The sequence below is a fragment of the Rhizobium sp. CFBP 13726 genome (assembly GCF_014841925.1).
GTDB classification, from domain to species: Bacteria; Pseudomonadota; Alphaproteobacteria; order Rhizobiales; family Rhizobiaceae; genus Neorhizobium; species Neorhizobium soli.
In genome coordinates this window covers 228,768-255,581 of sequence record NZ_JACYUU010000006.1, presented here as the reverse complement: position 1 = coordinate 255,581, position 26,814 = coordinate 228,768, and the positions used below count along the sequence as shown (strand labels likewise).

Here is a 26,814-nt window from a genome sequence, read left to right as displayed (position 1 = left end):
CACCGAAACGAAGAAGTCCGTCGCTAGCAGCGCCGCCGCCCTCGTTCAGTGAGCGGGTTATAGATCCGAGGCCCAGAACAAGTCAACAGGGGTTTTTCAAAAATGTCATTTTTCTTTCACAACCCCTCGGAAGCCACTGATACGGCATAGAATTTGGGCAGTGATGACAAAGCGGGCAGTTGTGGTGGAGCATCCTCTCTTTGCGGAAGTGGCTATTCCTATGTCAGGACGGATTGCTAGAAGAGGTCCGTCCCAGCCCAACTTCCCTGGTTGCCCTATCCGGTCTTCGAGGGCTAGCGCCCGCGTCGTGGCCCGTATCTGTCTCTATATAGAGAGCATCGAAAAGCGAGTTCTGGAATGTCTGCTTCATTGCCTTCTGCATCGTCAGGTGCGGCCCTCATCGCGAGGCTGCCGAAGCTTCCGGTCTCGGATGTGCTTCCTCAGATTCTGTCGGCGCTGCGTGACGGCAACCGGGCCGTGATTTCCGCGCCACCCGGCGCCGGCAAGACGACACTGGTGCCGCTGGCACTTCTCTTTGAACCGTGGTGCGGGGGCAGAATCATCCTGCTTGAACCGCGGCGGCTTGCGGCGCGCGCCGCAGCAGCACGCATGGCCTCTCTTATGGGAGAAGAGGTGGGCGGTCGCGTTGGCTACCGGATGCGTCTCGACAACCGGGTTTCCGCGGCAACCCGGATCGAGGTGGTCACCGAAGGTGTGTTCGCGCGCATGGTGCTCGACGATCCCGAACTTGCGGGCATTTCCGCTGTCATCTTCGACGAATTCCACGAACGGTCGCTTGATGCGGATTTCGGGCTGGCACTGGCGCTCGATGTCCAGTCGGCGCTGCGGGAAGACCTTCGCGTCCTCGTGATGTCGGCGACGCTCGATGTCGAGCGCGTTGCCGGGCTGCTTTCCGATCCTCCTGTCATCGTCAGCGAGGGACGAGGCCACCAGATCGAGATCCGCCATCAGGACAGGCCGGCGGGCGAGCGGATCGAGGATACGGTCTCGCGCGCGATCATTGAAGCGCACCGGTCGGAAACCGGGTCGATCCTTGCCTTTCTTCCGGGGCAGGCGGAAATCCTGCGCACGGCTGAACGACTTCAGGGACGTTTCGGGCCGGAAACGCTGGTGGTGCCGCTTTACGGCAATCTTTCGCAGCGCGATCAGGATCTGGCGATCCGGCCCTGCCCTGCCGGACAGCGCAAGATCGTGCTCGCGACCTCGATCGCCGAGACCTCGATCACCATCGACGGGGTGCGCCTCGTGATCGACAGCGGTTTGCAGCGGCTGCCGGTGTTCGAGCCCTCGACCGGCATTACCAGACTGGAGACCGTTCGGGCCTCGCGCGCTTCGGCCGATCAGCGTGCCGGACGCGCCGGGCGAACCGAACCGGGTATCGCTATCCGTCTGTGGCATGCCGGCCAGACCGCGGCCCTGCCCGCATTCACGCCACCGCAGATCCTTGCGAGCGATCTCTCTAGCCTCGTCCTCGACCTTGCCCATTGGGGCGTGGAGGATCCGGCATCGCTGGCGTTTCTCGATCCGCCGCCCGCGGCGGCCTTCAAGGAGGCGAAAAGCCTTCTCACCCAGCTTGGGGCCTTCGACCAACAAGGACGGTTGACGGCGCGGGGCAAGACCATGCGCGACATGGCGCTGCCGCCGCGGCTTGCGGCGATGACGATCTCGGCGGCGGACGACGGTCATGGCCGGCAGGCCTGCCTGCTCGCCGTGCTCCTGACCGAACAGGGGCTTGGCGGATCGGATGTGGATCTCGACGAGAGGTTGAGACGGTTTCGCAATGAGAGAGGCGAGCGTGCCGACGCGGCAAGGCGGCTTGCGGACCGGATCGCTTCCGGCCTGCCCCTCAAGACGCAACCGGGTTTGCCAGCGACAGCCGGCCAGCTTCTGCTGCACGCCTATCCGGACCGGGTGGCGATCCAGCGCGGCGGGCGTGGCCGGTTCGTGATGGCAAACGGCCGCGGGGCGGAACTGCCTGAAACCGAGCGGCTTGCGGGTGCACCGATGCTTGTCATCGCCGATCTCTCCGGCCGGGCCGTCAAAGCCCGGATCCTTGCGGCGGCCGAAACCAGTCGTGCCGAGATCGAGGCCGAGCTCGACGATCTGATCATCCGCCAGGACGAGACGGTGTTCGACCGCCAGAGCCTGAAGCTGCGGGCCCGCAAGGTGACGCGGCTTGGCGCCATCGTGTTTGAGGAAAAGCCGCTGCCCCGCAAGACGGGCGAAGCCGCTGCCCTGGCACTTGCCGAGGGTGTGCGGGAGCTGGGCCTTCAGGTCCTGCCGTTTTCCAAGGACGGCGCGCAGCTGCGCGAGAGGCTCGGCTTTCTCCACCGGACGATCGGTGCGCCCTGGCCTGACATGGATGACGCAGCACTGCTGGACCGGCTTGCCGAATGGTTCGTTCCGTTTCAGGGACAGGCCTCCGGCATCGACGCGATCCAGCCCGGCAGTCTTTCGGAAGGACTGCGCTCGCTTGTTCCCTACGACATCCTGCAGGATCTGGGACGCTTGGCACCGACGCATTTCGAAGCGCCGACCGGACAGCGGCATCCGATCCGCTACGACGGAGACGAGCCGACCCTGTCGATCCGCGTTCAGGAACTGTTCGGGCTGAAGACCCATCCGGCTGTAGCGGGCGGGCGCCTGCCGCTGCTGCTCGAACTGACATCGCCGGCGCACCGGCCGATCCAGACGACAAGAGACCTGCCCGGTTTCTGGTCAGGATCGTGGAAGGATGTGCGCGCCGACATGCGCGGACGCTATCCGAAACATCCGTGGCCGGAAGATCCGGCAGAAGCTCTGCCGACGGCGCGGGCGAAACCGCGCGGGACATGATAGGCAGACGTGACAGAATGCCGCCTGCGACCACGAGATGCGGCGCGCTATGAAAAGCGTCGTGACAGTCGAAGCGGAAAGCGGGACATAGAAGAGATGGCGACCAGAGACATGTCCGGCGACGAGATGGCGACCAGCGAAAGCGGCGTCATCGCCCTTTCCGATGCGGTGCGCAGCCGATCCAGCCGGCGGATGCGCCTGCAGACGCTGGTGCGGCTGCGCTGGCTTGCGGTTGCCGGACAGACGGCAACGGTGGTGATCGTCGCGTTAGTGCTGCAGTTCCCGCTGCCCCTGATGGAGGCGGCAATCCTGATCGCGGCGCTTGCCGTGGCGAACCTTACCCTCTCGGCCTGGTTTCCAGCGACGCATCGGCTGGGACCGCGGTCCGTCATTGCGCTTCTGGGCTTCGATCTGCTGCAGATGGCCTCGCTGCTGTTTATCACCGGTGGCCTTGCCAATCCCTTCGCGCCGCTGATCTGCGTGCCGGTGATCATTTCGTTTGCCTCGCAACCCTTGCGCCATTCGATCATGCTGATCGTGTTTGCCCTGATCTGCACCACCACCATCGCCTTTTCGCCCTTCGACGTGCCCTGGTATGCGGGCCAGACGCTGGAGACGCAGCCGGTGATGCAGATCGGCGTCTGGTGCGCGATCGCCTCGATGATGATGTTTGCCGCCTTTTATGCCTACCGGGTCTCGAGCGAGGCGGCGCTTCTGGCGGATGCGCTGGCCGCAACCGAACTGGTGCTGGAGCGGGAAAAGCACCTGTCGCAGCTCGACGGGCTGGCGGCCGCGGCCGCGCACGAGCTTGGAACACCGCTTGCCACGATCAGCGTCGTTGCCAAGGAAATGCTGCGCGACCTGCGCGAAGACGACCGGTTTCGCGAGGACGTGCTTTTGCTGCGCAGCCAGAGCGAACGCTGCCGCGATATCCTGCGCCGGCTGACATCGCTTTCGACCGAGAGCGAGGAGCATATGCGGCGTCTGCCGCTGTCGTCGCTGATCGAGGAAGTGATTGCGCCGCATCGGCAATTCGGCATCGATGTCGAGATCATCGAAAAGAGCGACATTGCCGGCGAGCCGGTCGGCAACCGCAACCCGGCCATCCTCTATGGTCTCGGCAACCTTGTCGAGAATGCCGTCGATTATGCCAGAGAGAAGGTCACGGTGACCACCGAACACACCGCGTCGCGGGTCGCCATCACGATCGAGGATGATGGTCCCGGTTATGCGCCGGATATACTCGCCCATATCGGCGAGCCCTATATGACCACGCGGTCTCGCGAAGACGAAAGCGCGGGTGGGCTCGGGCTCGGGCTCTTCATCGCCAAGACGCTGCTTGAGCGATCGGGGGCATCGCTCAAGTTCGGCAACCGCGATGCCGGCAAGGCAGGCGCCCGGATCCGGATCGAATGGCCGCGCAGCCTGATGGACCGGCCGGCGATAAAATGAGTGGCCGCTTTGCCAACGCGACCCATATTGAAGTGCAGCAACGGACCGTTGTCCGTGGAGACAGACGATGGATACGAATTCTGAAACCATTCCGGCACTCGAGGATCCCCAGCTTGGGGACGATCCGTTCCTGCTGCTCGTCGATGACGACGGCCCGTTCCTGCGCCGCCTGGCGCGCGCCATGGAAAGCCGCGGCTTTATCGTGGATGCAGCGGAATCGGTCGCCGAAGGGATCGCCAAGGCCGAAGCCCGGCCGCCGAAATATGCCGTGGTCGATTTGCGGCTGGGTGACGGCAACGGTCTCGACGTGATCGAAGCCATCCAGAAGTCCGGTTCGGACACCAAGATCGTGGTGCTGACCGGCTACGGCAATATCGCGACCGCGGTGACGGCTGTTAAGCTTGGAGCGCTCGACTATCTGTCCAAGCCTGCGGATGCGGACGATGTGTTCAACGCCTTGATGCAGCGCCCGGGCGAAAAGGCGGATGTGCCCGAGAACCCGATGTCTGCCGATCGGGTGCGCTGGGAACATATCCAGCGCGTCTACGAGGCCTGCGAGCGCAATGTTTCCGAGACAGCACGGCGGCTGAACATGCATCGTCGCACGCTGCAGCGGATCCTTGCCAAGCGCGCACCGAAGTAAGTCGCGCCGTCAGATGTCGTCGAAGCTCTTGCCGGTCGCCCATTCGGCCAGCATCAGCCTTCGTGCGGCAACGCGCGAGAAATTCAGCATGATCGACTTGCGCGATGCAGGCGCCAGCCTGTGTTCCGGCGCCTCGCGCATCTGGTGCGCGCCGTAGCCATCGGAGAGGAACAGGCCGCAATCCTCCGGAAAGATATCGAGCGGCACGTCCTTGTGGGTGGCGAAAAACAGCCGGTCGCAGGAGGCGCGGTAATCAGGCCATTTGCGATCGACCCGGAAGTCCTCGATGGAGGTCTTGATCTCGATGATCCAGATCTCGCCCTTCTCCGATACCGTTATGAGATCGGCGCGGCGACCGTTGGAAAGCGCCATTTCCGGAAGAATGGCATGCCGCATGTCGTGGAGCAGGATCTGCATGCCGCGGCGGACCATCATGGCCCGCGACGACTGACGGCCGTCGACCAGCGGGTTATTATTGGCAATATTCAATATCGTCATGCACTTGACCTGTCACAGCCCCTCCGGGGGGTTACGGATGTTGCAAAAAGGACATTGCCTTTTGCATTCGTGGAAGCGCGATCCCCTGGCTCACTGCTATCGCTTGCCAAGTGCTGCGCTATGGAAAATAACGGGTCCGAAGGCGCCTGAGCGCCCATTTCAATCGATTCGTACATCAAGAGACATCCATGCGCTTTCGCAACAGCATGCTCGCACTCGGCCTGTTGGCAACCTCTGCCCTGGCCGGCTGCTCCACTACGTCCGACACACCCCGGACGGTCGCCCAGGCCGAAGCTCCGGTCCGTATCGAGACGGCGCAGATCTTTACCGATTCGTATGGGTCGATCACCGATGCAGGTTACACCCTGCCGGCGATCCCGATCAACCGGGTGAAGCCGCAGTTCGTTCGCCAGGTCGTCAATTACGAGACGAATGAGCGGCCGGGAACGGTCATCGTCAACACCCGCGAGCGTCATCTCTATTTCATCCTGCCGGGTGGTCGTGCGATGCGCTATGGTATCGGCGTCGGCAAGCAGGGCTTCGCATGGTCGGGTACCGCCTATGTTGCCTGGAAGCAGGAATGGCCGAACTGGCATCCGCCGAAGGAAATGGCAGTGCGCAAGCCGGACATCGCCCGTTATGTCGAAAACGGCATGGGCCCCGGTCTGTCGAACCCGCTTGGTGCACGCGCCATGTATCTGTTCAACGAAAAGGGCCAGGACACGCTGTTCCGCCTGCATGGAACGCCGGAATGGGCCTCGATTGGCACCGCCGCTTCGTCGGGCTGCATCCGTCTGATGAACCAGGACGTGATCGACCTCTACAGCCGCGTCCGTCCGGGCCGCAACACCAAGGTCGTCGTGATCCAGTAAGGGTTCAACGCCTGAAAATGCAAAAGCCGCCGAGGATTTCCCGGCGGCTTTTTTGTGTCTGAGCGACGGGCCGGATCAGCCGGCCTTTGCCTTGAGTTCCAGCCGGCGGCGATGCAGGACCGGTTCGGTATAGCCGTTCGGCTGTTCGCGACCCTTGAGCACCAGTTCGAGCGCTGCCTGAAAGGCGACCGAGGCTTCGAAGTTAGCTGCCATCGGCGTATAGAGCGGATCGCCTTCGTTCTGGCCATCGACCACTGCCGCCATCCGCTTCAGCGTCTCGACGATCTGCTCTTCGGTGACAAGCTTGTGGTGCAGCCAGTTGGCCATATGCTGCGACGAGATGCGCAGGGTCGCCCGGTCTTCCATCAGCGCGATGTCGTTGATATCCGGCACCTTGGAGCAGCCGACGCCCTGGTCGATCCAGCGCACGACGTAGCCGAGAATGCCCTGCGCATTGTTGTCGAGTTCGCGCTGGATTTCTTCCGGCGTCCAGTTCGGCCGCGAGGCGACAGGCACCGACAGGATATCGGAGAGTTTGGCACGGGTACGGGTCTTCAACCCCTTCTGGACCTCGGCGACATCGACCGTGTGATAATGGGTGGCATGCAGCGTCGCCGCCGTCGGCGACGGGACCCAGGCGGTGTTGGCGCCCGCTTTCGGGTGACCGATCTTCTGCTCGAGCATCGCCGCCATCAGATCCGGCATCGCCCACATGCCCTTGCCGATCTGTGCATGGCCGGACAGCCCGCAGGCGAGGCCGATATCGACATTCCAGTTCTCATAGGCCGCAATCCAGGCTGCCTGCTTCATGTCGCCCTTGCGGATCATCGGGCCGGCTTCCATCGAGGTGTGGATCTCGTCGCCGGTGCGGTCGAGGAAGCCGGTGTTGATAAACACGACGCGCTCCTTCGCGGCGCGGATCGCTTCCTTGAGGTTGATCGTGGTGCGGCGCTCTTCGTCCATGATGCCCATCTTCATGGCATTGTCGGCAAGGCCGAGCGCCTGTTCGACGCGCGTGAAGATCTCGGCTGCGAAGGCCACTTCTTCCGGCCCGTGCATCTTCGGCTTGACCACATACATGGAGCCGAGCTTCGAATTCTTGCGGCGGCCGGTGATGCCGCCATCCTTGCGACCGATGTCGTGGATGGCGATCAGCGCCGTGACGACAGCATCCATGATGCCTTCGGGCACTTCATGGCCGTCGCGGTCGAGAATGGCCGGGTTGGTCATGAGGTGGCCGACATTGCGGATCAGCATCAGCGAGCGGGCTTTGACTTCGACGGTTGCGCCATTGGGCGCCGTATAGTCAAAATCCGGGTTGAGCGTGCGCAGGAAGTTCTTGCCACCCTTGGCAACCTCTTCCGCGAGATCGCCCTTCATCAGGCCGAGCCAGTTGCGATAGACGGCAACCTTATCCTCAGCGTCGACAGCGGCGACCGAATCTTCGCAGTCCATGATTGTGGTGATCGCCGATTCGATTCGCACATCAGAAATATGGGCCGGATCGTCCTTGCCGATCGCGGTTGCCGGATCGATGACGATTTCGACATGCAGGTTGTTGCGCACAAGCAGGATCCGGTTCGGTTCGCCCAGATAGCCGGCAAACTGCGTCGGATCGGTCAGGCCTGTCACCTCGCCGTTCGACAGCGTCACGAACAGGGCGGCATCTTCCACCTTGAAGGAGGCTGCATCCTTCCAGCTCGCGCCGGAAAGCGGAGCCGACTGATCGAGGAAGTCGCGCACCCAGGCAATCACCTGTTTGCCGCGGACCGGATTGTAGCCCTTGCCCTTATCGGCACCATTGGCTTCCGGGATGGCGTCCGTGCCATAAAGCGCATCATAGAGCGAACCCCAGCGGGCATTGGCGGCGTTCAGTGCATAGCGTGCATTCATCACGGGGACGACGAGCTGCGGGCCAGCGATGCCGGCAATTTCCGGATCGACGTTTTCCGTCGAGACCTTAAAATCGGGTCCTTCGGGAAGAAGATAGCCGATCTCGCGCAGGAATTCCTCGTAGGCAGCCAGGTCGTTCGGTGCACCGTGCTTGCGGTACCACTCGTCGATCTCGAGCTGAAACGCATCGCGCCTGGACAGAAGCGCCCGGTTCTTCGGCGCAAGGTCGTGAACGATCGCGGAAAACTCGGCGAAGAAATGGTCGGCATCAATACCGGTCTCTGGCAGAGCTTCCGTAACCAGAAAGTAGTGCAGCTTCTGATCGATCTGCAGTCCGTTTTTTTCGATGCGAGTCATGCAGCCTCCCGTATGATTTTTTGGTGAGATGCAGATTGCCCGCAAGACCTTGTCTGTCAATCGCCGACGATGCCATCGACCATGAAATCATGGGCCGATATGGACCACCCTCAAGAGGTGTTTCACGTGGAGCGCCGCCGGGTGACCTTCATCGGTATTCCGTCCTGCGGCTGGGTGGTAAGCTTTTGAACCGGCCAGACTTTGGTGCCCGGCACCACATCGAACCGGTAGCTCTTCATCAACACGGCAAGCGCGATCACCGCTTCCTGCATGGCAAAGACCGCACCGATACAAGTGCGCGGCCCCGCCCCAAACGGCAGGTACTGGAAGCGATTGATGTTGCCGCGGTTTTCCGGAAGGAAGCGTTCGGGCATGAAAGCACGCGGCTTTTCCCAGTAGAGTTCATGCCGATGCAGCGTCCATGGCATGACGAGAACCGTGACGCCCGCATCGATGGTCACGGTCTCGCCTGTCGGGCTGGTCCAGCGATCGCCACGGATTGCCGCGCGGTTGATGGAGGGCGCCGGCGGATAGAGCCGCAGCGCTTCCTCGAAAGCCGCCCTCACCCAGGGCATTCTCTCCAGCCAGTCGACCGGTTCGGCCCCTTCGCCCAAGACCTGATCGATCTCCGTTTCCATCGCATCGCGCACATGCGGCGACTGGCCGACGCAATACAGCGTCCAGGCGAGCGCCCTCGCCGTCGTTTCGTGGCCGGCGCCGATGAAGGTCAGGATATTGTCTTCGATTTCGGCCATCGTCAGGCCGTCGGGCCCTTCGAGCTGCAGCAGCAATGTCAGGAAATCCTGCGGTACGGCATCCGGCGTCTCGCGGATCCGCTTCTGGCGCTGGATCATGGTATCGGCGACGACCTTGCGGAACTTGTCCAGCACGCGCTGGCCACCGATCCGCGTCAGGCGCGGCACCCAAGGCGGGGCACGCATAAGATCCATCGGATCGACGCGGCCCATGCGATGCAGAAGGCTGTCGACGTCATCGGAAAATTTCTCGCTTTCGGTGACGATCTCGCCGGAAAACAGCGTCTCCGAAAGAATCGCAAAGGCAAGTTCCGTCATGTCGACAGAGATGTCGTGGACAGCGCCCGAGGGATGGTCGGCCTCATACTTCTCGACATATTCCTCCGACTTCGCCAGCATCTGGCCGGCAAAACCGCGGGAGTGGCGCGGCGTGAACACCGGTGCCATCGCCTTGCGCGAGCGCTTCCACACGGGCCCTTCCGCCGTCAGCAACCCGTCACGCAGGATCGGCCGCAGGATGAGCTGACGGATCTCCGACATCTCGTAATTAGCAGAATTATCGACAAGAATGTGCCGGATAAGGCCCGGATCGTTGACGATGAGGGTGCGTTCCTTGAGGAACTTCGTCTCGATCCAGGGAAGCGTGTAGGACGGCTTTCCCCACAGTTCGAGGGGATTGCGCATCACGGTGCGGATGACTTCCAGCCGCGACGGTGGGACAGTGCGCGGCTCCGGTGCCGGTGGCACGAAAGGTTCGGGGCGCATGTCCATATGAAGGGTCCTCATCTTTAAGAGATGAAGAACATATCAGAACTCAGAAGAGCGATTTCAACTCGGCGATCTTATCGTTGACCAGCCAGCCGTAATAATTCTCTTCCGGCAACCCGCCGCGCGCCCTCAAGGCTGCCGCCCGTTGTGCCGAGCCGCCGGTGTTATAGAGAGTGGCTGTGATGCCGGGATTGCGGGAGATATCGACATTCGCAATCGTCTTGTAGTCGTCGATGGAGCGGCGGATGTTGGCCGCCATGTAGGCCAGCGACTTGTCCGGGTCCATGATAGCGTCATAGACTTCCGATGCCTTGTTTTCGTCCAGCTTCGGGTAACCGGAAACGCGGGCGACGGTGTCTGAAAACATCATCGCCGTCAGCGGATTGAGCTGGCCGAGGCCGAAGGTCTGGCCGGCATAGAAGGGCTGGAAGAAGACCGCGCTGAAACGATTGTCCGGAAACGCCTTGCCATCGACCTTGCGTCCCCGGAAAGCGTCTTCCCAGACATTTTCCCGGCAGGTCCAGAGACGGTAGGAGTCGAGCCCCGTGCTGCATTTTGCAAATTGCGGGCGGTCGAGAAAATCCTTGATCGATTCGTCGTCGTAGCCGAAGCGGAAACTGTTGCCGGCATAGGCGGCGGCCTTGATGTAATAGGTCTGCAACCGGTCATAGGCATCGACATTGTAGGTGTGCTCACCAACGATCGCGCCGACGATATGGATCGGATCGAAGCCATAGGCCGATGCTGCAGACCTGATCTTGCCGATCAGTTTCTTGTCGGTTGCGAGCAGATCGCGGATCTTTTCATACTTGTCGTCGAACGTGGTGCGACCGGCACGGGTTCGGCGCACGGAGGCACCCGGCACTTTCGGCTGCACCGTATTGCGATTGCCTTCCGGCACCACGGTTACCGCGGCCGCGTAGGTCGTGGAAGCGGCCGTCCATGCGACGGTCATCAGAAATGCAAGCAGGAGGCGTTTCAAAATTGTCGTGTCCCAATTACGGTCTGCACCGATAACGCTCCAGACGCCGAAACAGTCAGGCGGTGGAGAACGGCGCATCACGAAAGCGCGTCACCCTTACGTGAAGAGATGCTGTAATGTCGAGAGAGTGGCATTCAAAATAGCGTCACTGCCAAGGCGAGCAGCAGCCGGTCGTTGCCCGGCTGCCACGAATTCAAGGTCAGAGGATGTAACGCGACAGGTCGGTATCGTTGGCGAGATCGCCGACATGCTTGCGGACATATTCGGCATCGATCGTGATCGCCGTGCCGCCCTGATCGGGCGCGGTGAAGGAAATCTCGTCCAGCACGCGCTCCATCACCGTCTGCAACCGGCGAGCACCGATATTCTCGACGGTGGAGTTGAGATGCACCGCGACATCGGCCAGCGCGTCGAGCGCGTCATCGGTAAAGTCGAGCGCCAGATCTTCCGTGCCCATCAGCGCCTTGTACTGCCGGATCAGGCTTGCCTCGGTTTCCGTCAGGATGCGGCGGAAGTCTTCCTTGGTCAGCGGCTTCAGCTCGACGCGGATCGGCAGACGGCCCTGGAGTTCCGGCAAAAGGTCCGATGGCTTCGACACATGGAAGGCACCGGAGGCGATGAACAGGATATGATCGGTCTTTACCGGTCCGTATTTGGTCGAGACCGTGGTGCCTTCGACGAGCGGCAACAGGTCGCGCTGCACGCCTTCACGTGAAACACCGGCACCCATGCCGCCGTCGCGGGCAGCGATCTTGTCGATCTCGTCGAGGAACACGATGCCGTCATTCTCGACCGAACGCACCGCTTCGCGCTGAATCACCTCGTTGTCGATCAGCTTGTCGGATTCGTCGCGCACCAGTTCGCCGTAGGACTTGGCAACGGTGGTTTTGACCTTCTTGGTGCGCCCACCCATCGCCTTACCGAACATGTCGGAGAGGTTGAGAACGCCGATATTGCCGCCCGGCATGCCGGGAATGTCGAAGCCGGGCATGCCCGAGCTGGTGTCGGCCACCTCGATCTCGATTTCCTTCTCGTCAAGCTCGCCGCTGCGCAGGCGCTTGCGGAAACTGTCGCGGGTGGCAGGAGAGGCCGTCGATCCGACGAGCGCATCGAGCACGCGCTCCTCGGCACTTGCCTGCGCCTTCGCCTGCACTTCGGTGCGTTTTTTCTCACGGATCAGGCCGATGCCGATCTCGACGAGATCGCGGATGATCTGTTCGACGTCACGCCCGACATAGCCGACCTCGGTGAACTTGGTGGCTTCCACCTTAATGAAGGGAGCGCCGGCTAGCTTTGCAAGGCGACGAGAGATCTCCGTCTTGCCGACGCCGGTCGGCCCGATCATCAGGATGTTCTTCGGCATGACTTCGTCACGCAGGCTTTCGTCCAGCTGATGACGGCGCCAACGGTTTCGAAGCGCAATGGCAACGGCGCGCTTGGCGTCGTGCTGGCCAATGATGTGGCGGTCGAGCTCGGAAACGATTTCCCGGGGAGAAAAATTGGTCATGAGTTCCTCTTGGCGTCCCTCGTCAACCGTCCTGTCAGGCCCGGCCCGTGAGAGATCCTCTGGCTTGGATGGCGTTATTCGGCGTCGAGCGTTTCGACGACGAGATTGTGATTGGTGTAGACGCAGATATCGGCCGCGATATCGAGCCCCTTGCGGGCAACCTCTTCGGCCGACATGTCCGTGTCCATCAGCGCGCGGGCAGCCGCATAGGCGTAGTTTCCGCCGGAGCCGATGGCGATCGTGCCGTGTTCGGGCTCCAGCACATCGCCGTTGCCGGTGACGGCGAGCGTGATCGACTTGTCGGCAACCAGCATCATCGCCTCGAGATTGCGCAGATACTTGTCGGTGCGCCAGTCCTTGGCAAGTTCGACGGCGGCGCGCATCAGCTGGCCGGGATACTGCTCGAGCTTCTTTTCGAGGCGATCGAGAAGCGTGAAGGCATCCGCAGTGGCGCCGGCGAACCCGGCGATCACATCGCCGGTCTTGCCAATTCGGCGCACCTTGCGGGCATTGCCCTTCATCACCGTCTGGCCCAGGCTCACCTGACCGTCACCGGCCATCACCACCTTGCCGCCCTTTCGGACCGTAATAATCGTTGTCATTCCATATACCTCTAAAAGCCCCTGGAGGGCGCCTTCGATTGCGAGCCCCAGCGACGTTCATGGCGGCTCCGTTGAGCCCTATGTAAGTGGGCATCCGCCGAATACAATCTTGCCGAAACGGCACAGCGTACCGGCCGCGCTTCGGCCGTGCTTTTGCTGGATATTTGATCTGCCGCCTGATATGGAGCGCGCATAATAAGCATGGGTGACCTGATGGGCGATACGACAGCCACACGTACGGGAAGCGTTTCCCGCAAGACCAACGAGACCTCCGTTTCGGTTTCCGTCAATCTTGACGGCACCGGCACGTCGAAGATTTCGACGGGCGTCGGGTTTTTCGACCATATGCTGGACCAGCTGTCGCGCCATTCGCTGATCGACATGGAGATCGACGTAAAGGGTGACCTGCATGTCGACGATCACCATACGGTGGAAGACACCGGCATCGCGATTGGCCAGGCCATTTCCAAGGCGCTAGGCGACCGGCGCGGCATTGCCCGCTATGCCTCGCTCGATCTCGCCATGGACGAAACGATGACGAAAGCTGCGGTCGACGTGTCGGGCCGGCCATTCCTGGTCTGGAACGTTTCCTTTTCGGCACCGAAGATCGGCACGTTCGATACGGAACTGGTGCGGGAATTCTTCAACGCGCTGGCCCAGAATGCCGGGATCACGCTGCATATTCTCAACCATTACGGCGCCAACAACCATCATATCGCCGAGACCTGCTTCAAATCCGTGGCGCGCGTGTTGCGCATCGCGACAGAAATCGATCCGCGGCAGGCCAATCGCGTTCCTTCGACCAAGGGTACGCTTGCCTGACGCTTCCAGGAGTTTCATCCTTGAGAAGCTATCTCGTTCTGACGCCGAAAAATGGCCCCGACAGGGAGCACCGTTCCACCATCATCATGCCGGACGGCTTTTCCTGGCCGGCATTCCTGCTTTCCTGGATCTGGCTGTTCTGGCACCGGATGTGGATTGCCGGCGCGGTCGCCCTCGTCATCCAGATCGGCAGCGGCATTCTTTCGACCATGCCGGGTTTTGCGATCGGTGGCTGGCTGCTCGGCTTTGCGATGAACCTCATCGTTGCGCTGGAAGGCCGGCATCTCTATTCGCAGTCGCTGCAGCGCCGGGGCTACACGCTCGAAACTGTCGTGTTTGCGCAGGACAGAAGCACGGCCGAGGAAATGTATTTCTCCAATCTGCCGCAGCCTGAACCGAAGGCCATGCCTAGTCTTTCCGAGTGGGCGCCACAGACGAACACCCCTTTCCCCGCCGCTGCCGGATGGCAAAGTTCCGGCGCCGGACTTTTCGATCACGGAGGACGCTGATGCGCGTCGCAATCATCGACTACGGATCCGGCAATCTCCGATCCGCCACCAAGGCTTTCGAACGCGCCGCCCGCGAGGCCGGCATCGACGCTGAAATCGACCTCACCGACAAGCCCGACGCCGTGGCCACGGCCGATCGCATCGTTCTTCCTGGCGTCGGCGCCTATGCCGATTGCCGGGCCGGGCTCGATGCCGTTTCCGGCATGCACGAGGCACTGATCGAGGCCGTCGAGACAAACGCACGCCCTTTCCTCGGGGTCTGCGTCGGCATGCAGCTGATGTCCTCGCGCGGGCTCGAAAAGACCACCAGCGAAGGGTTCGGCTGGATCAAGGGCGACGTCGTCGAGATGACGCCGTCCGATCCCGGCTTGAAGATCCCGCAGATCGGCTGGAACACGCTGGAGCTCGTCAACCCGCATCCTTTGTTCGATGGCATTCCGACCGGACCGGACGGACTGCACGCCTATTTCGTGCACTCCTACCATCTCGCCGCCGCAAACCCTTCCGACGTCATCGCCACGACGGAATACGGTGGCGCGATGACGGCCTTCGTTGGACGCGACAACATGGTGGGGGCGCAATTCCATCCGGAAAAGAGCCAGACACTCGGCCTCGCCCTGATTTCCAACTTCCTGCGCTGGAAGCCCTAACATGATTCTTTTCCCGGCTATCGATCTCAAGGACGGCCAGTGCGTGCGCCTCAAGCTTGGCGACATGGAGCAGGCGACCGTCTACAATCCGGACCCGGCCGACCAGGCCAAGGCCTTTGAGGACCAGGGTTTCGAGTGGTTGCATGTGGTGGACCTCAACGGCGCCTTTGCCGGCGAAAGCGTCAACGGCGCGGCCGTCGATGCGATCCTGAAGGCAACGAAGAACCCGGTCCAGCTCGGCGGCGGCATCCGGACGCTCGAGCATATCGAGGCATGGCTTAGCCGCGGATTGGCGCGTGTCATTCTCGGGACCGTCGCGGTTCGAGATCCTGCTCTCGTCATCGAGGCATGCGAGAAGTTTCCGGGCCAGGTCGCCGTCGGCATCGATGCCAAGGGTGGCAAAGTGGCGGTGGAAGGCTGGGCGGAAGCGTCCGAGCTGGGCGTGATCGAGCTTGCCAAGAAATTTGAAGGCGCTGGTGTTTCGGCAATCATCTATACCGACATCGACCGCGACGGGATCCTCGCCGGCATCAACTGGGCCTCGACGCTGGAACTGGCGGATGCAGTTTCCATTCCCGTCATCGCGTCGGGCGGGCTTGCCTCGATGGACGATATCCACCGCATGCTGCAGCCGGATGCGGCCCGTCTCGAAGGCGCGATTTCCGGGCGAGCGCTCTATGACGGCCGGATCGATCCTGACGAAGCGCTTTCGCTGATTCGCGCCGCGAGAGGAGAAGCCGCATGACCCTCAAGGCCCGTGTCATTCCCTGTCTCGACGTGAAGGACGGCCGCGTCGTCAAGGGCGTCAACTTCGTCGATCTGATCGATGCCGGCGATCCGGTCGAGGCCGCAAAAGCCTATGACGCTGCCGGTGCCGACGAACTCTGCTTCCTCGACATCACTGCTTCGTCAGACAATCGCGACACGATTTTCGACGTCGTCGCGCGCACCGCCGAACACTGCTTCATGCCGCTGACCGTCGGCGGCGGCGTTCGCGCCATTGCCGATATCCGCAAGCTGTTGCTGGCTGGGGCCGACAAGGTTTCGATCAACTCCGCTGCCGTGAACAATCCGGATTTCGTCTACGAAGCTGCCAACAAGTTCGGCAACCAGTGCATCGTCGTGTCGATCGATGCCAAGCGGGTGTCCTCCGCCGGCGAGAGCGACCGCTGGGAGATCTTCACCCATGGCGGCCGCACGGCAACCGGGATCGATGCCGTCGAGTTTGCGCGAAAGATGGTGGAACGCGGCGCCGGCGAGTTGCTCGTGACCTCGATGGACCGCGACGGCACGAAGATCGGCTACGATCTGGCGCTGACCAGCACGATTGCCGATTCGGTTCGCGTTCCCGTGATCGCCTCGGGCGGCGTCGGCACGCTCGACGATCTTGTTGCGGGCGTGAAAGAGGGCCACGCCACGGCCGTTCTTGCCGCTTCGATTTTCCACTTCGGGACCTATTCGATTGGCGAGGCAAAGCGCTATATGGCCGACCATGGCATTGCTATGCGGCTCGACTGACATTCGGGACGGGAGGAGACGGTTTTGAGTGAATTTACCCTCGGCGATCTCGAGAAGATCGTTGCGCAGCGCGCGAAAGCCCCGCCGGAGGAATCCTGGACTGCGAAGCTTGTGGCGGCCGGACAGACCAAGGCCGCCAAGAAGCTTGGCGAGGAGGCGGTGGAAACCGTGATCGCCGCGGTGGCGCAGGACCGCAACGATCTCGTGTCGGAAAGTGCCGACCTTCTCTATCATCTTATGGTCGTATTGAACATTGCCGACATCCCGTTGCAGGATGTGCTCGCCGAACTTCAGCGCAGGACAGGCCAGACAGGCCTGCAGGAAAAGGCGAGCCGAGCTCCTTCATGAACATCGTTTCGACGCCTGAAAAGCATGATGTGGATATCCCTGAGAGCGGTGTGAACTCGGAATACTACTCGCCCTACCACCACTTCACGGCCGAGGAATGGGCGAAGTTCCGGGCCGATACGCCGCTGACGCTGAAGGCCGAGGAAATCGCCCGGCTGCGCTCTCTGGACGACCCGATCAACATCGACGAAGTCCGGCGCATCTATCTGTCGCTGTCGCGCCTGCTTTCGACCCATGTCGAGGCCTCGCAGCGGCTTTACCGGCAGCGTAACCGGTTTCTGACCCTTCCGGATGTATCTAAGACCCCGTTCATCATCGGCGTTGCCGGTTCGGTCGCGGTCGGCAAATCGACCACCGCGCGCGTGCTGAAGGAGCTGCTCGCCCGCTGGCCGGCAAGTCCCAAGGTCGATCTGATCACGACCGACGGATTTCTCTATCCCAACGCTGTCCTGCAGCGTGAAGACCTGATGCAGCGCAAGGGTTTTCCGGAAAGCTACGATATCGGCCAGATCCTGCGGTTTCTGTCGGCGATCAAGGCCGGCGAGAAAAACGTCAAGGCACCGCGCTACTCGCATCTGACCTATGACGTGCTGCCGGGCGAATACACGCTGGTGGACCGTCCTGACATCCTGATCTTCGAAGGCATCAATGTGCTGCAGTCGCGCGCATTGCCTGTTGATGGCAAGATCGTGCCGATCGTGTCTGACTTCTTCGACTTCTCGATCTATATCGATGCCGACGAGGAGCAGATCCACCAGTGGTACGTCCAGCGCTTCATGAAACTGCGACAGACGGCGTTTCGTGAGCCGACATCCTTCTTCAACAAGTATGCGGCGATCAGCGAAGCGGAGGCGATGGCCGTCGCCGAAGGGCTCTGGGAAAACATCAACCTCAAGAACCTGCGCCAGAACATCATCCCGACCCGGCCCCGCGCCGATATCATTCTGCGCAAGGGTCGCGATCACTTCATCGAGACGGTAGCCCTGAGAAAACTGTAGGCTGTCGATCGATACCCATCACACGATGGATCTTCGATCGTCAGCTATTGACCCTTCGCAGTGTCAGATTGATGCGGCCGCCATTCTTGAGAAGTGTCGACGTGCCGGGATAGATCCGGTCGACCCCGTGAAACGCCAGCCGCCCTTCCCCACCCAGCACCACGATATCGCCGCTCGAGAGCTTGAAGGAACCCGTCGGATCCTTGCGGTCGACCCCGCCGACCCGAAACAGGCAGGTATTGCCGAGCGAGATGGACAGGACCGGCGCCTTAAGGTCTGATTCGTCCTTGTCCTGATGCAGGCCCATCTTCGCGTCGTCGGAATAGAAATTGACGAGGCAGGCCTCCGGCGGCTTGTCGTAGCCGGCAAGGGTTTCCCAGAGCTCCATCAGTTCCGAGGGAATGGCTGGCCATGGTCGGCCGGTCTGCGGATGGACATCCTGGTAGCGGTAGCCACGCTCCTTGTCCGTTACCCAGCCGAGCGCGCCGCAATTCGTCATCCTGACTGACATCTGTTTGCCCGTGCCGGGCATAGCCGGGATATAGAGCGGTGCATCGGCAACAATGCCGCGGATGACCTCGACGAGCCGCTCCTGTGCGCTCCGGTCCAGATAGTCGGGCAGATGCCGGATGCCGTTTGCCAAAGTCGCCATATGATTCCCTCCGTGGACCTGCGCGGTCAGTCGCCGCTGGGCTTACCACGCATCTTCTTCACATCGGAGCGGCCGGATTTTGCTTTCAGCCGCCGCTCGACCGAGCCTTTGGTGGGCTTGGTTTTCCGGCGCGGTGGTGGTGGCGGCTCGGCGGCCTTGAGGATGAGTTCCTTCAGCCGCTCGCGCGCATCCTCGCGGTTGCGCTCCTGGCTGCGAAACCGGTTGGCCTCGATCATCAGCACGCCGTCCTTCGATACTTTCCGGCCGGCGAGCTTGATCGCGGCTTCCTTGATCCGTTCGGGCAGCGACGGGGAATTGACGAGATCGAAGAACAGCTGGACCGCCGTCGAGACCTTGTTGACGTTCTGGCCGCCCGGACCGCCCGCCAGCACGAACTGCTCGGTGAGCTCCCATCCGGCGATGGTGATGCGGGTGTTGATCTCGAGAGGATTGCTGGCCATGGCCGTATTTCCCACAAACCGGAGCAAAAGAAAACCGCCGGCTCAAGGAGAGCCGACGGCTATAATGTTCCACGTGAATCCTTAAGGTCCAGCTGGGACCAAAGGATTACTCGGCGGCGATCTTCAGGCCAGGTGCTGCGTCGCGGACCTTGCTATCGACATGGTCTTCGAACTTCTCAAAGCTCTTGATGAACATCGAGACCAGCTTGGCTGCCTGGTTGTCGTAGGCCTGGCCATCGGACCAGGTCGAACGCGGGTCGAGAATCGAGGTCTCGACGCCGTCGACGGCGACCGGAACGGCAAAGCCAAAATTGGCATCCGTGCGGAACTCGGCATCCTTGAGGCTGCCGTTCAGGGCTGCGGCCAGAAGCGCGCGGGTGGCCTTGATCGGCATACGACGACCGGTGCCGTAGGCGCCGCCCGTCCAGCCGGTGTTGACCAGCCAGCAATCGACGCCATGCTTGGCGATCAGGTCCTTCAGGAGGTTGCCGTATTCAGCCGGATGACGGGGCATGAATGGCGCGCCAAAGCAGGTCGAGAACGTCGCTTCCGGCTCCGTCACACCCTTCTCCGTACCCGCCACCTTGGCGGTGTAGCCGGACAGGAAGTGGTACATGGCCTGTTCCGGGGTCAGCCTTGCGATCGGCGGCATCACGCCGAAAGCATCTGCCGTCAGCATGATGATCGTCTTCGGATGCGGCGCGAGACCGGTTTCCGATGCGTTCGGAATGAAATGCAGCGGATAGGCACTGCGGGTGTTTTCCGTCAGCGAATTGTCGTCGAAATCGGGAATGCGGTTGTCGTCGAGAACGACGTTTTCCAGGACCGTGCCGAAACGGCGGGTTGCCGCGTAGATTTCGGGCTCGGCTTCTGCCGAAAGCTTGATCGCCTTGGCGTAGCAGCCGCCTTCGAAGTTGAAGACGCCGTTTTCGCCCCAGCCATGCTCGTCGTCACCGATCAGCGTGCGGGTCGGGTCGGCCGAAAGCGTGGTCTTGCCGGTGCCCGAGAGGCCGAAGAACACGGCGGTATCGCCTTCGCTGCCAACATTGGCGGAGCAATGCATCGGCATCACGCCCTTGGCCGGCAGGAGATAGTTCAGAACGGTAAAGACCGACTTCTTGTTTTCGCCGGCATAGGACGTGCCGCCGATCAGCACGAGGCCGTTTTCCAGATCGCAGGCGATCACGGTTTCGGAGCGGCAGCCGTGACGGGCCGGATCGGCCTTGAAGCTCGGCAGGTTGATGATCGTCAGCTTCTGTTCGAAACCTTGCAACGTATCGCGCTTGGGGCGGATGAGGAGGTTGCGGATGAACAGCGCATGCCAGGCAAGCTCTGTGACGACGCGGGTCGGAAGCGCGTTTGCTTCATCGGCGCCGCCGATCAGATCCTGGACGAACAGGGTCTTGCCGCTGGCATGGGCCAGCATGTCAGCCTTCAGCACGGCAAAGTGCTCGGGCGACATCGGCTTGTTGTTGTCCCACCAGATCTTGTCTTCGGTACCCGCGTCGCGGACGACGAATTTGTCCTTGGGCGACCGGCCGGTATGCTGTCCGGTGCGAGCCCTCAACGCGCCGTCGATCGTCAGATCGGCTTCGCCCCGGCGAATCGCTTCTTCGTAAAGCTCGACTTCGCTGAGATTGTAATTCACACGCGATGCATTGCCGAGACCGATGTCTGCGAGCCCGTTCGATGGGTTGTGAAGTCCAAACTGCTCCATACGCGCGCTCCTTTTTGTGGATTGAACCTGCGCGGAACCTAGAGCGGGTTTTTAAAAAGGGCAAGATAATTCTGAAATAGCGTAATAATATCAGTTATTTAATCGATTTAAAAAATTTTATTCTCGATTAAATCGGTTTACGAGGGTTTTCTGTTCGCCGTTTCTGCGTGTCTTTCACGACCTGCAGACTGTGTTTGGCTCATTGGGACAAAGGTCCCTACCGACCGTGCGCCTCTTGGCGTTGCCACAATTTGTTCCACCTTTATACTGAAGAAGCGCATGGCTTTCGCCAATTCTGGCTGGGGACATCCAGGAGATGCGCCTATATGACGATGGAGACGGAGAGAATGCAGACAATCGCGCTCGTAGATGACGACCGCAATATCCTGACTTCGGTGTCGATTGCACTGGAAGCCGAAGGGTATAAGGTCGAAACCTATACCGATGGCGCCTCCGCGCTCGACGGGCTGATCGCCCGCCCCCCGCACCTGGCCATCTTCGATATCAAAATGCCGCGCATGGACGGAATGGAGCTGTTGCGACGCCTGCGACAGAAATCCGATCTGCCTGTGATCTTCCTCACCTCCAAGGATGAAGAGATCGACGAGCTGTTCGGGCTCAAGATGGGCGCAGACGATTTCATCACCAAGCCGTTCTCGCAGCGATTGCTGGTCGAGCGCGTGAAGGCGATCCTGCGCCGTTCCAGCGCACGCGAAGCCCAGCAGGCAAGTGGCGGCGTCAAGCCGACCCCGGACCAGTTGGCGGCCCGCACACTGGAACGCGGCCAGCTGGCGATGGACCAGGAACGCCACACGTGCACCTGGAAGGGCGAAGCGGTCACCCTGACGGTGACGGAATTCCTGATCCTGCATTCGCTGGCGCAGCGTCCGGGCGTCGTGAAAAGCCGTGACGCGCTGATGGATGCCGCCTATGACGAACAGGTCTATGTGGACGACCGCACCATCGACAGCCACATCAAACGCCTGCGCAAGAAGTTCAAGATGGTTGACACGGATTTCGACATGATCGAGACGCTGTACGGCGTTGGCTACCGATTCCGCGAGGCTGCGTAACGGTTGCCAGCTCCGAGACCCGGGAGCCTCTAAAAATTCGATCGTGCGGATGCGTAACTTGAAGCCACCGCGGCACAGGGCTTAGACTGTAAGCTCTCTGGAAGGACTGCACGTGGCAGACCGATTGCATGAAACCGGAACGACCAGACCCGCGAGTGCCGGAATACGCCGCGCCTCACGGCGCTTCTGGTCGCGACCGTTCACGCTCATTCGCCGGGTGTTCGGCCACGCGGTGTTTTCCAGCCTCACCCGCCGCATTCTGTTCTTCAACATCGCGGCGACCGTCGTTCTCGTCGCCGGCATCCTCTATCTCAACCAGTTTCGCGAGGGGTTGATCGATGCCCGCGTCGAGAGCCTGCTGACCCAGGGTGAAATCATTGCCGGCGCAATCTCTGCCTCGGCCTCCGTTGATACCAATTCGATCACCATCGATCCGCAGAAACTTCTCGAACTGCAGGCAGGCCAGAGCATCACGCCGGTGCCGAACGACGAGGACCTCGATTTCCCGATCGACCCCGAACGCGTGGCGCCCGTGCTGCGGCGGCTGATCTCGCCGACCCGCACCCGTGCCCGGCTATTCGATGCGGACGCAAATCTGCTGCTGGATTCCCGCCACCTCTATTCGCGCGGCCAGGTGCTGCGCTTCGATCTGCCGCCGGTTGAAGACCAGTCGCAGACCTGGAGCGAATGGGTTGCCGGCCTGTTCAACCGCATGCTGCAGCCCGGCAACCTGCCGACCTACAAGGAAGCGCCCGGCGGCGATGGCTCGATCTATCCGGAAGTGATGAACGCGCTCACCGGCGTTCGCGGCGCGGTGGTGCGCATTACCGATCGCGGCGAACTGATCGTTTCCGTCGCAGTCCCGGTCCAGAGGTTCCGTGCCGTGCTCGGCGTTCTGCTTCTGTCGACCCAAGCCGGCGACATTGACAAGATCGTGCATGCGGAGCGGCTGGCGATCATGCGCGTCTTCGGCGTCGCAACGCTTGTGAACATTCTGCTGTCGCTGCTTCTGTCGTCCACCATCGCCAATCCGCTGCGCCGGCTTGCGGCCGCTGCCGTTCGGGTGCGTCGCGGCGCCAAGCAGCGTGAAGAGATCCCGGACTTCTCCTACCGCCAGGACGAGATCGGCAACCTTTCGATCGCGGTGCGCGACATGACCAACGCGCTCTACGACCGCATCGACGCGATCGAAAGTTTTGCAGCCGACGTGAGCCATGAGCTGAAGAACCCGCTGACGTCGTTGCGCAGCGCCGTCGAGACGCTGCCGCTCGCCAAGTCCGAGGCCTCGAAACAGAAACTGACCGATATCATTTTCCACGACGTCCGCCGCCTCGACCGGCTGATCAGCGATATCTCCGATGCATCCCGGCTCGACGCGGAGCTTGCCCGGACCGATTCGGCACCTGTCGGCATGGATACGCTGCTCGGCAACCTCGTCGATATTTCCAGACAGATCCGCACCGGCCGCAAACCGGTCGAGATCGATCTGGTCATCGACGCGAAGGGCGGGCAGAAACCGAATTACCTCGTCAACGGCCACGACCTGCGGCTTGGCCAGATCATCACCAACCTTATCGAAAATGCCCGCTCCTTCGTGCCGGAAAAAGGCGGGCGCATTGCCATCCGCCTCGCCCGGGTCAAGGACAAGGTGGTCGTCACCGTGGATGACAACGGTCCGGGCATTCAGGCCGAGAACATCGATCGCATCTTCGAGCGGTTCTACACCGATCGCCCCGATGGCGAGAGCTTCGGCCAGAATTCGGGCCTGGGACTGTCGATCAGCCGTCAGATCGCCGTGGCGCATGGCGGCTCGCTGCAGGCGGAAAACCTTGTCGATCCGCAGACGGAGACGCTTAAGGGCGCGCGCTTCACGCTGTCGCTTCCGTCGGGCGAAGAGCCATGAGCGATACGCAACGGGTCAATATCCATGCAACGGCGATCGTCGTCGGGACCCGCGGCATCCTCTTCACCGGTCCTTCCGGCAGCGGTAAATCCATGCTGGCGTTTGCCTGTCTGAGTGCCGCCAGACGCCAGGGCGTCTTTGCGGCGCTGGTGGCCGACGATCAGGTGTTCGTCTCGCGCGAGAATGATCGCCTCGTCGCACACCGGCCGCAGACGATCGCCGGCCTCATCGAATTGCGCGGCAGTGGCATTGTCGAAGTAGACTCCGCCCCGTCAGCTGCCCTCGATCTTGCCGTGCGCGTCCTGTCGTCTCCGAACGACGAACGGTATCCGCCGGACAACGAGCGCTTCGCGCTTTCGGGTCTCGGAGACATTCCACTGGTGAGATTATGGTCGCTCTTTCCGGAGCCACTTTCCGCGCTTTCCGGCCTTTTCCCGGCATTTCGAGGGGAGCGACCCTTCTGACCCAATCCGGCTCGCGATTTTTTAACTTGAACTTGATGCGGACATGGCGAAGATGGCTCCCCACCGCTGGACGCCTGTATTGCGTTGCGATATTGGCCGCAAGTTTCCATAGCAGGGGGCAGTTTTCATGATCGGAATTGTGCTTGTCACTCATGGCAAGCTGGCTGAGGAATTTCGACAGGCCGTCGAGCACGTCGTCGGACCTCAGAAATTCATCGAAACCATTTGCATCGGCCCCGAAGACGATATGGACCAGCGGAGGCAGGATATCGTCGATGCGGTCGCGAAGGCCGATGACGGATACGGCGTCATCATCCTCACCGACATGTTCGGCGGTACGCCGTCGAACCTTTCGATCTCAGTGATGGAAAGCGGCAAGACGGAGGTCATCGCCGGCATGAACCTGCCGATGCTGATCAAGCTTGCCGGCGTCCGAAGCGACAACAACATGGAGCGCTCGCTGGTCGAGTCCTCCGAGGCCGGCCGCAAATATATCAACGTCGCAAGCCGCGTGCTCAGCGGAAAATAAGAAAGCACTGCAAACGCATGTCTCCCCTTGCCCCACGGCATTTCACAATCGTCAACAAGCGTGGTCTCCACGCGCGAGCATCGGCCAAGTTCGTGCAGATGGTGGAAAGTTTCGAAGCCGATGTGAAGGTTTCAAGGGATGGATCGACAGTCGGCGGCAATTCCATCATGGGCCTGATGATGCTGGCCGCCAGCACCGGCTGTTCGATCGAGGTTTCCGCAAGCGGCCCGCAGGCTGTTGAAGCGCTCGACGCTCTGGAGGCGCTCGTTGCCAACAAGTTCGGCGAAGAAGCTTGATAACCATAGCAACCGAACGGACATAAACATATAAAGACGTCTTTATGTGTTAGTTGCAAGTCAGCCTCAAGCCTGTTACACCGCTGGCGAGATTTTTCGTCGACGCCCGGATGAACGGAAATCCGTTCCCCTGCCTTCGACACACCACGCGGAGAGCTTTATGAGCACTGACAAGGATTACATCGTCGCGGATATCGAACTTGCTGCCTACGGCCGCAAGGAGCTCGACATCGCCGAAACCGAAATGCCGGGCCTGATGTCGTGCCGCGAGGAATTCGGTGCATCGCAGCCGCTCAAGGGCGCCCGCATCTCCGGTTCGCTGCACATGACGATCCAGACGGCGGTTCTGATCGAGACGCTGAAGGAACTCGGCGCCGACATTCGCTGGGCCTCCTGCAACATCTTCTCGACCCAGGATCATGCCGCTGCTGCAATTGCAGCGTCCGGCATCCCGGTATTTGCCGTGAAGGGTGAATCGCTCACCGAGTACTGGGAATACACCGACAAGATCTTTCAGTGGACCGATGGCGGCTTCTCCAACATGATCCTCGATGATGGTGGCGATGCCACCATGTACATCCTGCTCGGCGCCCGTGCCGAAGCCGGTGAGGACGTTCTGTCCGTGCCCACATCGGAAGAAGAAGAGATCCTGTTCGCGCAGATCAAGAAGCGTCTTGCTGCTTCGCCAGGCTGGTTCACCAAGCAGCGTGATGCGATCAAGGGTGTGACCGAAGAGACCACCACAGGCGTTCACCGCCTTTATGATCTTTCCAAGAAGGGCCTGCTGCCCTTCCCGGCCATCAACGTCAACGACTCCGTCACCAAGTCGAAGTTCGACAACAAATACGGCTGCAAGGAATCGCTGGTCGACGGCATTCGCCGCGGCACCGACGTGATGATGGCCGGCAAGGTCGCCGTCGTCTGCGGTTACGGCGATGTCGGCAAGGGATCGGCTGCTTCGCTTCAGGGCGCCGGTGCTCGCGTCAAGGTCACGGAAGTCGATCCGATCTGCGCCCTGCAGGCTGCCATGGACGGGTTTGAAGTTGTCGTGCTCGAAGACGTCGTTGCCTCGGCCGATATCTTTATCACCACGACCGGCAACAAGGACGTCATCCGCATCGAGCATATGCGCGAGATGAAGGATATGGCGATCGTCGGCAATATCGGCCATTTCGATAACGAGATCCAGGTTGCGGCGCTGAAGAACCTGAAGTGGACCAACGTGAAGCCGCAGGTCGACATGATCGAGTTCCCGAAGGGCAACCGGATGATCCTTCTGTCGGAAGGTCGCCTTCTCAACCTCGGAAATGCTACCGGCCATCCGTCCTTCGTCATGTCCGCCTCGTTCACCAACCAGACGCTGGCCCAGATCGAGCTGTTCACGAAGCAGGGCGAGTACAAGAACGAGGTCTATATCCTGCCCAAGCACCTCGACGAAAAAGTTGCCCGTCTTCACCTCGGAAGGCTCGGCGTGACGCTGACCAAACTTTCTGACGAACAGGCTGCTTATATCGGCGTCTCGTCGCAGGGTCCGTTCAAGGCTGAACACTACCGCTACTGATCCGTAGCCGAACAATCCACAACATCTTGTGGCCGCAGCCTTGACAAAGGCTGCGGCTTCTTTTTTGGCCCCGCGCCTTCCCGCTCTCTGCCGCGGCAGGTATTGTTACGGCTCTTGATTCGTACTCG

General features: G+C 61.1%; 26 protein-coding genes. 17 read left to right on the top strand and 9 right to left on the bottom strand.

The genetic code is table 11. From position 1 onward, the window contains the following. Positions 1 to 357 precede the first annotated feature (357 nt). From hrpB to IFT66_RS21975, 3 genes are all read left to right on the top strand, one after another. Positions 358 to 2,856 carry an ATP-dependent helicase HrpB gene (gene hrpB / locus IFT66_RS21985; RefSeq protein WP_192078936.1) on the top strand — a complete coding sequence of 833 codons (2,499 nt, stop codon included), beginning with the start codon at positions 358 to 360 and terminating at the stop codon, positions 2,854 to 2,856. Positions 2,857 to 2,982: 126 nt separating this feature from the next. After that, positions 2,983 to 4,308, top strand: coding sequence for an ActS/PrrB/RegB family redox-sensitive histidine kinase (locus IFT66_RS21980; protein ID WP_192078951.1), 1,326 nt, complete (start codon positions 2,983 to 2,985; stop codon positions 4,306 to 4,308). A gap of 67 nt (positions 4,309 to 4,375) precedes the next feature. Continuing rightward, positions 4,376 to 4,951: an ActR/PrrA/RegA family redox response regulator transcription factor gene (locus tag IFT66_RS21975; protein ID WP_192078935.1), complete on the top strand. Its 576-nt coding sequence runs from the start codon at positions 4,376 to 4,378 to the stop codon at positions 4,949 to 4,951. 9 nt (positions 4,952 to 4,960) lie between these two features. Here IFT66_RS21975 and IFT66_RS21970 read toward each other — a convergent pair whose 3' ends face one another. Continuing rightward, complete coding sequence (locus tag IFT66_RS21970; RefSeq protein ID WP_192078934.1) at positions 4,961 to 5,449, bottom strand: MmcB family DNA repair protein; 489 nt, start codon at positions 5,447 to 5,449, stop codon at positions 4,961 to 4,963. A gap of 188 nt (positions 5,450 to 5,637) precedes the next feature. On the opposite strand from IFT66_RS21970, the gene IFT66_RS21965 reads away from it, so the two are divergent. Beyond that, positions 5,638 to 6,321, top strand: coding sequence for a L,D-transpeptidase (locus IFT66_RS21965; RefSeq protein ID WP_113167228.1), 684 nt, complete (start codon positions 5,638 to 5,640; stop codon positions 6,319 to 6,321). A 75-nt stretch (positions 6,322 to 6,396) separates the two neighbouring features. On the opposite strand, the gene IFT66_RS21960 is transcribed toward IFT66_RS21965, so the two are convergent. The 5 genes from IFT66_RS21960 to hslV all read right to left on the bottom strand — a co-directional run bounded on the left by IFT66_RS21960 (position 6,397) and on the right by hslV (position 13,185). Continuing rightward, entirely contained in the window at positions 6,397 to 8,571 is a 2,175-nt protein-coding gene (locus IFT66_RS21960; RefSeq protein ID WP_192078933.1) for a malate synthase G, read from the bottom strand. Between the two features lie 122 nt (positions 8,572 to 8,693). Then, a complete protein-coding gene (locus IFT66_RS21955; RefSeq protein ID WP_192078932.1) occupies positions 8,694 to 10,097 on the bottom strand; it encodes a cytochrome P450 in 1,404 nt (467 codons plus the stop codon). Positions 10,098 to 10,140: 43 nt separating this feature from the next. Beyond that, entirely contained in the window at positions 10,141 to 11,076 is a 936-nt protein-coding gene (locus tag IFT66_RS21950) for a DUF1402 family protein (RefSeq protein WP_192078931.1), read from the bottom strand. A gap of 199 nt (positions 11,077 to 11,275) precedes the next feature. Beyond that, entirely contained in the window at positions 11,276 to 12,583 is a 1,308-nt protein-coding gene (gene hslU, locus IFT66_RS21945) for an ATP-dependent protease ATPase subunit HslU (RefSeq protein WP_062577159.1), read from the bottom strand. A 74-nt stretch (positions 12,584 to 12,657) separates the two neighbouring features. Continuing rightward, positions 12,658 to 13,185 (bottom strand): ATP-dependent protease subunit HslV, encoded by a 528-nt coding sequence (gene hslV / locus IFT66_RS21940; protein ID WP_062463013.1) that lies wholly within the window; start codon positions 13,183 to 13,185, stop codon positions 12,658 to 12,660. 213 nt (positions 13,186 to 13,398) lie between these two features. Here hslV and hisB point away from each other — a divergent pair, with 213 nt between their 5' ends. Genes hisB through coaA form a run of 7 tightly spaced genes read left to right on the top strand, consistent with a single transcriptional unit; the run spans position 13,399 to position 18,030 of the window. Further along, positions 13,399 to 14,007: an imidazoleglycerol-phosphate dehydratase HisB gene (gene hisB, locus IFT66_RS21935; RefSeq protein WP_062463073.1), complete on the top strand. Its 609-nt coding sequence runs from the start codon at positions 13,399 to 13,401 to the stop codon at positions 14,005 to 14,007. Between the two features lie 20 nt (positions 14,008 to 14,027). Then, positions 14,028 to 14,516: a DUF2628 domain-containing protein gene (locus tag IFT66_RS21930; protein WP_192078930.1), complete on the top strand. Its 489-nt coding sequence runs from the start codon at positions 14,028 to 14,030 to the stop codon at positions 14,514 to 14,516. Continuing rightward, entirely contained in the window at positions 14,516 to 15,166 is a 651-nt protein-coding gene (gene hisH, locus IFT66_RS21925; RefSeq protein ID WP_192078929.1) for an imidazole glycerol phosphate synthase subunit HisH, read from the top strand. Before IFT66_RS21930 ends, hisH begins: the two co-directional genes overlap by 1 nt. Position 15,167: 1 nt before the next feature. Continuing rightward, on the top strand, positions 15,168 to 15,911 hold the full coding sequence (gene hisA / locus IFT66_RS21920) for a 1-(5-phosphoribosyl)-5-[(5-phosphoribosylamino)methylideneamino]imidazole-4-carboxamide isomerase (RefSeq protein WP_062463004.1): 744 nt from the start codon (positions 15,168 to 15,170) through the stop codon (positions 15,909 to 15,911). Then, a complete protein-coding gene (hisF, locus tag IFT66_RS21915) occupies positions 15,908 to 16,684 on the top strand; it encodes an imidazole glycerol phosphate synthase subunit HisF (protein ID WP_174197331.1) in 777 nt (258 codons plus the stop codon). Before hisA ends, hisF begins: the two co-directional genes overlap by 4 nt. A 24-nt stretch (positions 16,685 to 16,708) precedes the next feature. Continuing rightward, positions 16,709 to 17,032: a phosphoribosyl-ATP diphosphatase gene (locus IFT66_RS21910; RefSeq protein ID WP_192078928.1), complete on the top strand. Its 324-nt coding sequence runs from the start codon at positions 16,709 to 16,711 to the stop codon at positions 17,030 to 17,032. Further along, positions 17,029 to 18,030, top strand: a complete 1,002-nt coding sequence (gene coaA / locus IFT66_RS21905; protein ID WP_192078927.1) for a type I pantothenate kinase — start codon at positions 17,029 to 17,031, stop codon at positions 18,028 to 18,030. The genes IFT66_RS21910 and coaA overlap by 4 nt, the downstream gene beginning before the upstream one ends. A gap of 40 nt (positions 18,031 to 18,070) precedes the next feature. On the opposite strand, the gene IFT66_RS21900 is transcribed toward coaA, so the two are convergent. From IFT66_RS21900 to IFT66_RS21890, 3 genes are all read right to left on the bottom strand, one after another. Next, complete coding sequence (locus IFT66_RS21900) at positions 18,071 to 18,682, bottom strand: alpha-ketoglutarate-dependent dioxygenase AlkB family protein (RefSeq protein ID WP_192078926.1); 612 nt, start codon at positions 18,680 to 18,682, stop codon at positions 18,071 to 18,073. Positions 18,683 to 18,708: 26 nt separating this feature from the next. Further along, positions 18,709 to 19,143, bottom strand: coding sequence for an alternative ribosome rescue aminoacyl-tRNA hydrolase ArfB (gene arfB / locus IFT66_RS21895; RefSeq protein ID WP_192078925.1), 435 nt, complete (start codon positions 19,141 to 19,143; stop codon positions 18,709 to 18,711). 106 nt (positions 19,144 to 19,249) lie between these two features. Further along, complete coding sequence (locus IFT66_RS21890) at positions 19,250 to 20,860, bottom strand: phosphoenolpyruvate carboxykinase (RefSeq protein WP_192078924.1); 1,611 nt, start codon at positions 20,858 to 20,860, stop codon at positions 19,250 to 19,252. Positions 20,861 to 21,207: 347 nt separating this feature from the next. Between IFT66_RS21890 and IFT66_RS21885 the strand changes: the two genes are divergently transcribed. The 6 genes from IFT66_RS21885 to ahcY all read left to right on the top strand — a co-directional run bounded on the left by IFT66_RS21885 (position 21,208) and on the right by ahcY (position 26,686). Further along, the gene (locus IFT66_RS21885) at positions 21,208 to 21,933 is read left to right on the top strand and encodes a response regulator transcription factor (protein ID WP_092665285.1); all 726 of its coding nucleotides are present in this window, start codon (positions 21,208 to 21,210) and stop codon (positions 21,931 to 21,933) included. Positions 21,934 to 22,045: 112 nt separating this feature from the next. Then, entirely contained in the window at positions 22,046 to 23,836 is a 1,791-nt protein-coding gene (locus IFT66_RS21880) for a stimulus-sensing domain-containing protein (RefSeq protein ID WP_425503250.1), read from the top strand. Then, positions 23,833 to 24,300, top strand: a complete 468-nt coding sequence (locus tag IFT66_RS21875) for an HPr kinase/phosphorylase (protein ID WP_192078923.1) — start codon at positions 23,833 to 23,835, stop codon at positions 24,298 to 24,300. The genes IFT66_RS21880 and IFT66_RS21875 overlap by 4 nt, the downstream gene beginning before the upstream one ends. Positions 24,301 to 24,427: 127 nt before the next feature. After that, positions 24,428 to 24,829, top strand: a complete 402-nt coding sequence (locus tag IFT66_RS21870) for a PTS sugar transporter subunit IIA (protein WP_062462977.1) — start codon at positions 24,428 to 24,430, stop codon at positions 24,827 to 24,829. Positions 24,830 to 24,846: 17 nt separating this feature from the next. Continuing rightward, on the top strand, positions 24,847 to 25,125 hold the full coding sequence (locus tag IFT66_RS21865) for an HPr family phosphocarrier protein (protein ID WP_062462974.1): 279 nt from the start codon (positions 24,847 to 24,849) through the stop codon (positions 25,123 to 25,125). A gap of 160 nt (positions 25,126 to 25,285) precedes the next feature. Next, entirely contained in the window at positions 25,286 to 26,686 is a 1,401-nt protein-coding gene (ahcY, locus tag IFT66_RS21860; RefSeq protein ID WP_062462971.1) for an adenosylhomocysteinase, read from the top strand. The last annotated feature ends 128 nt before the right edge of the window (positions 26,687 to 26,814 follow it).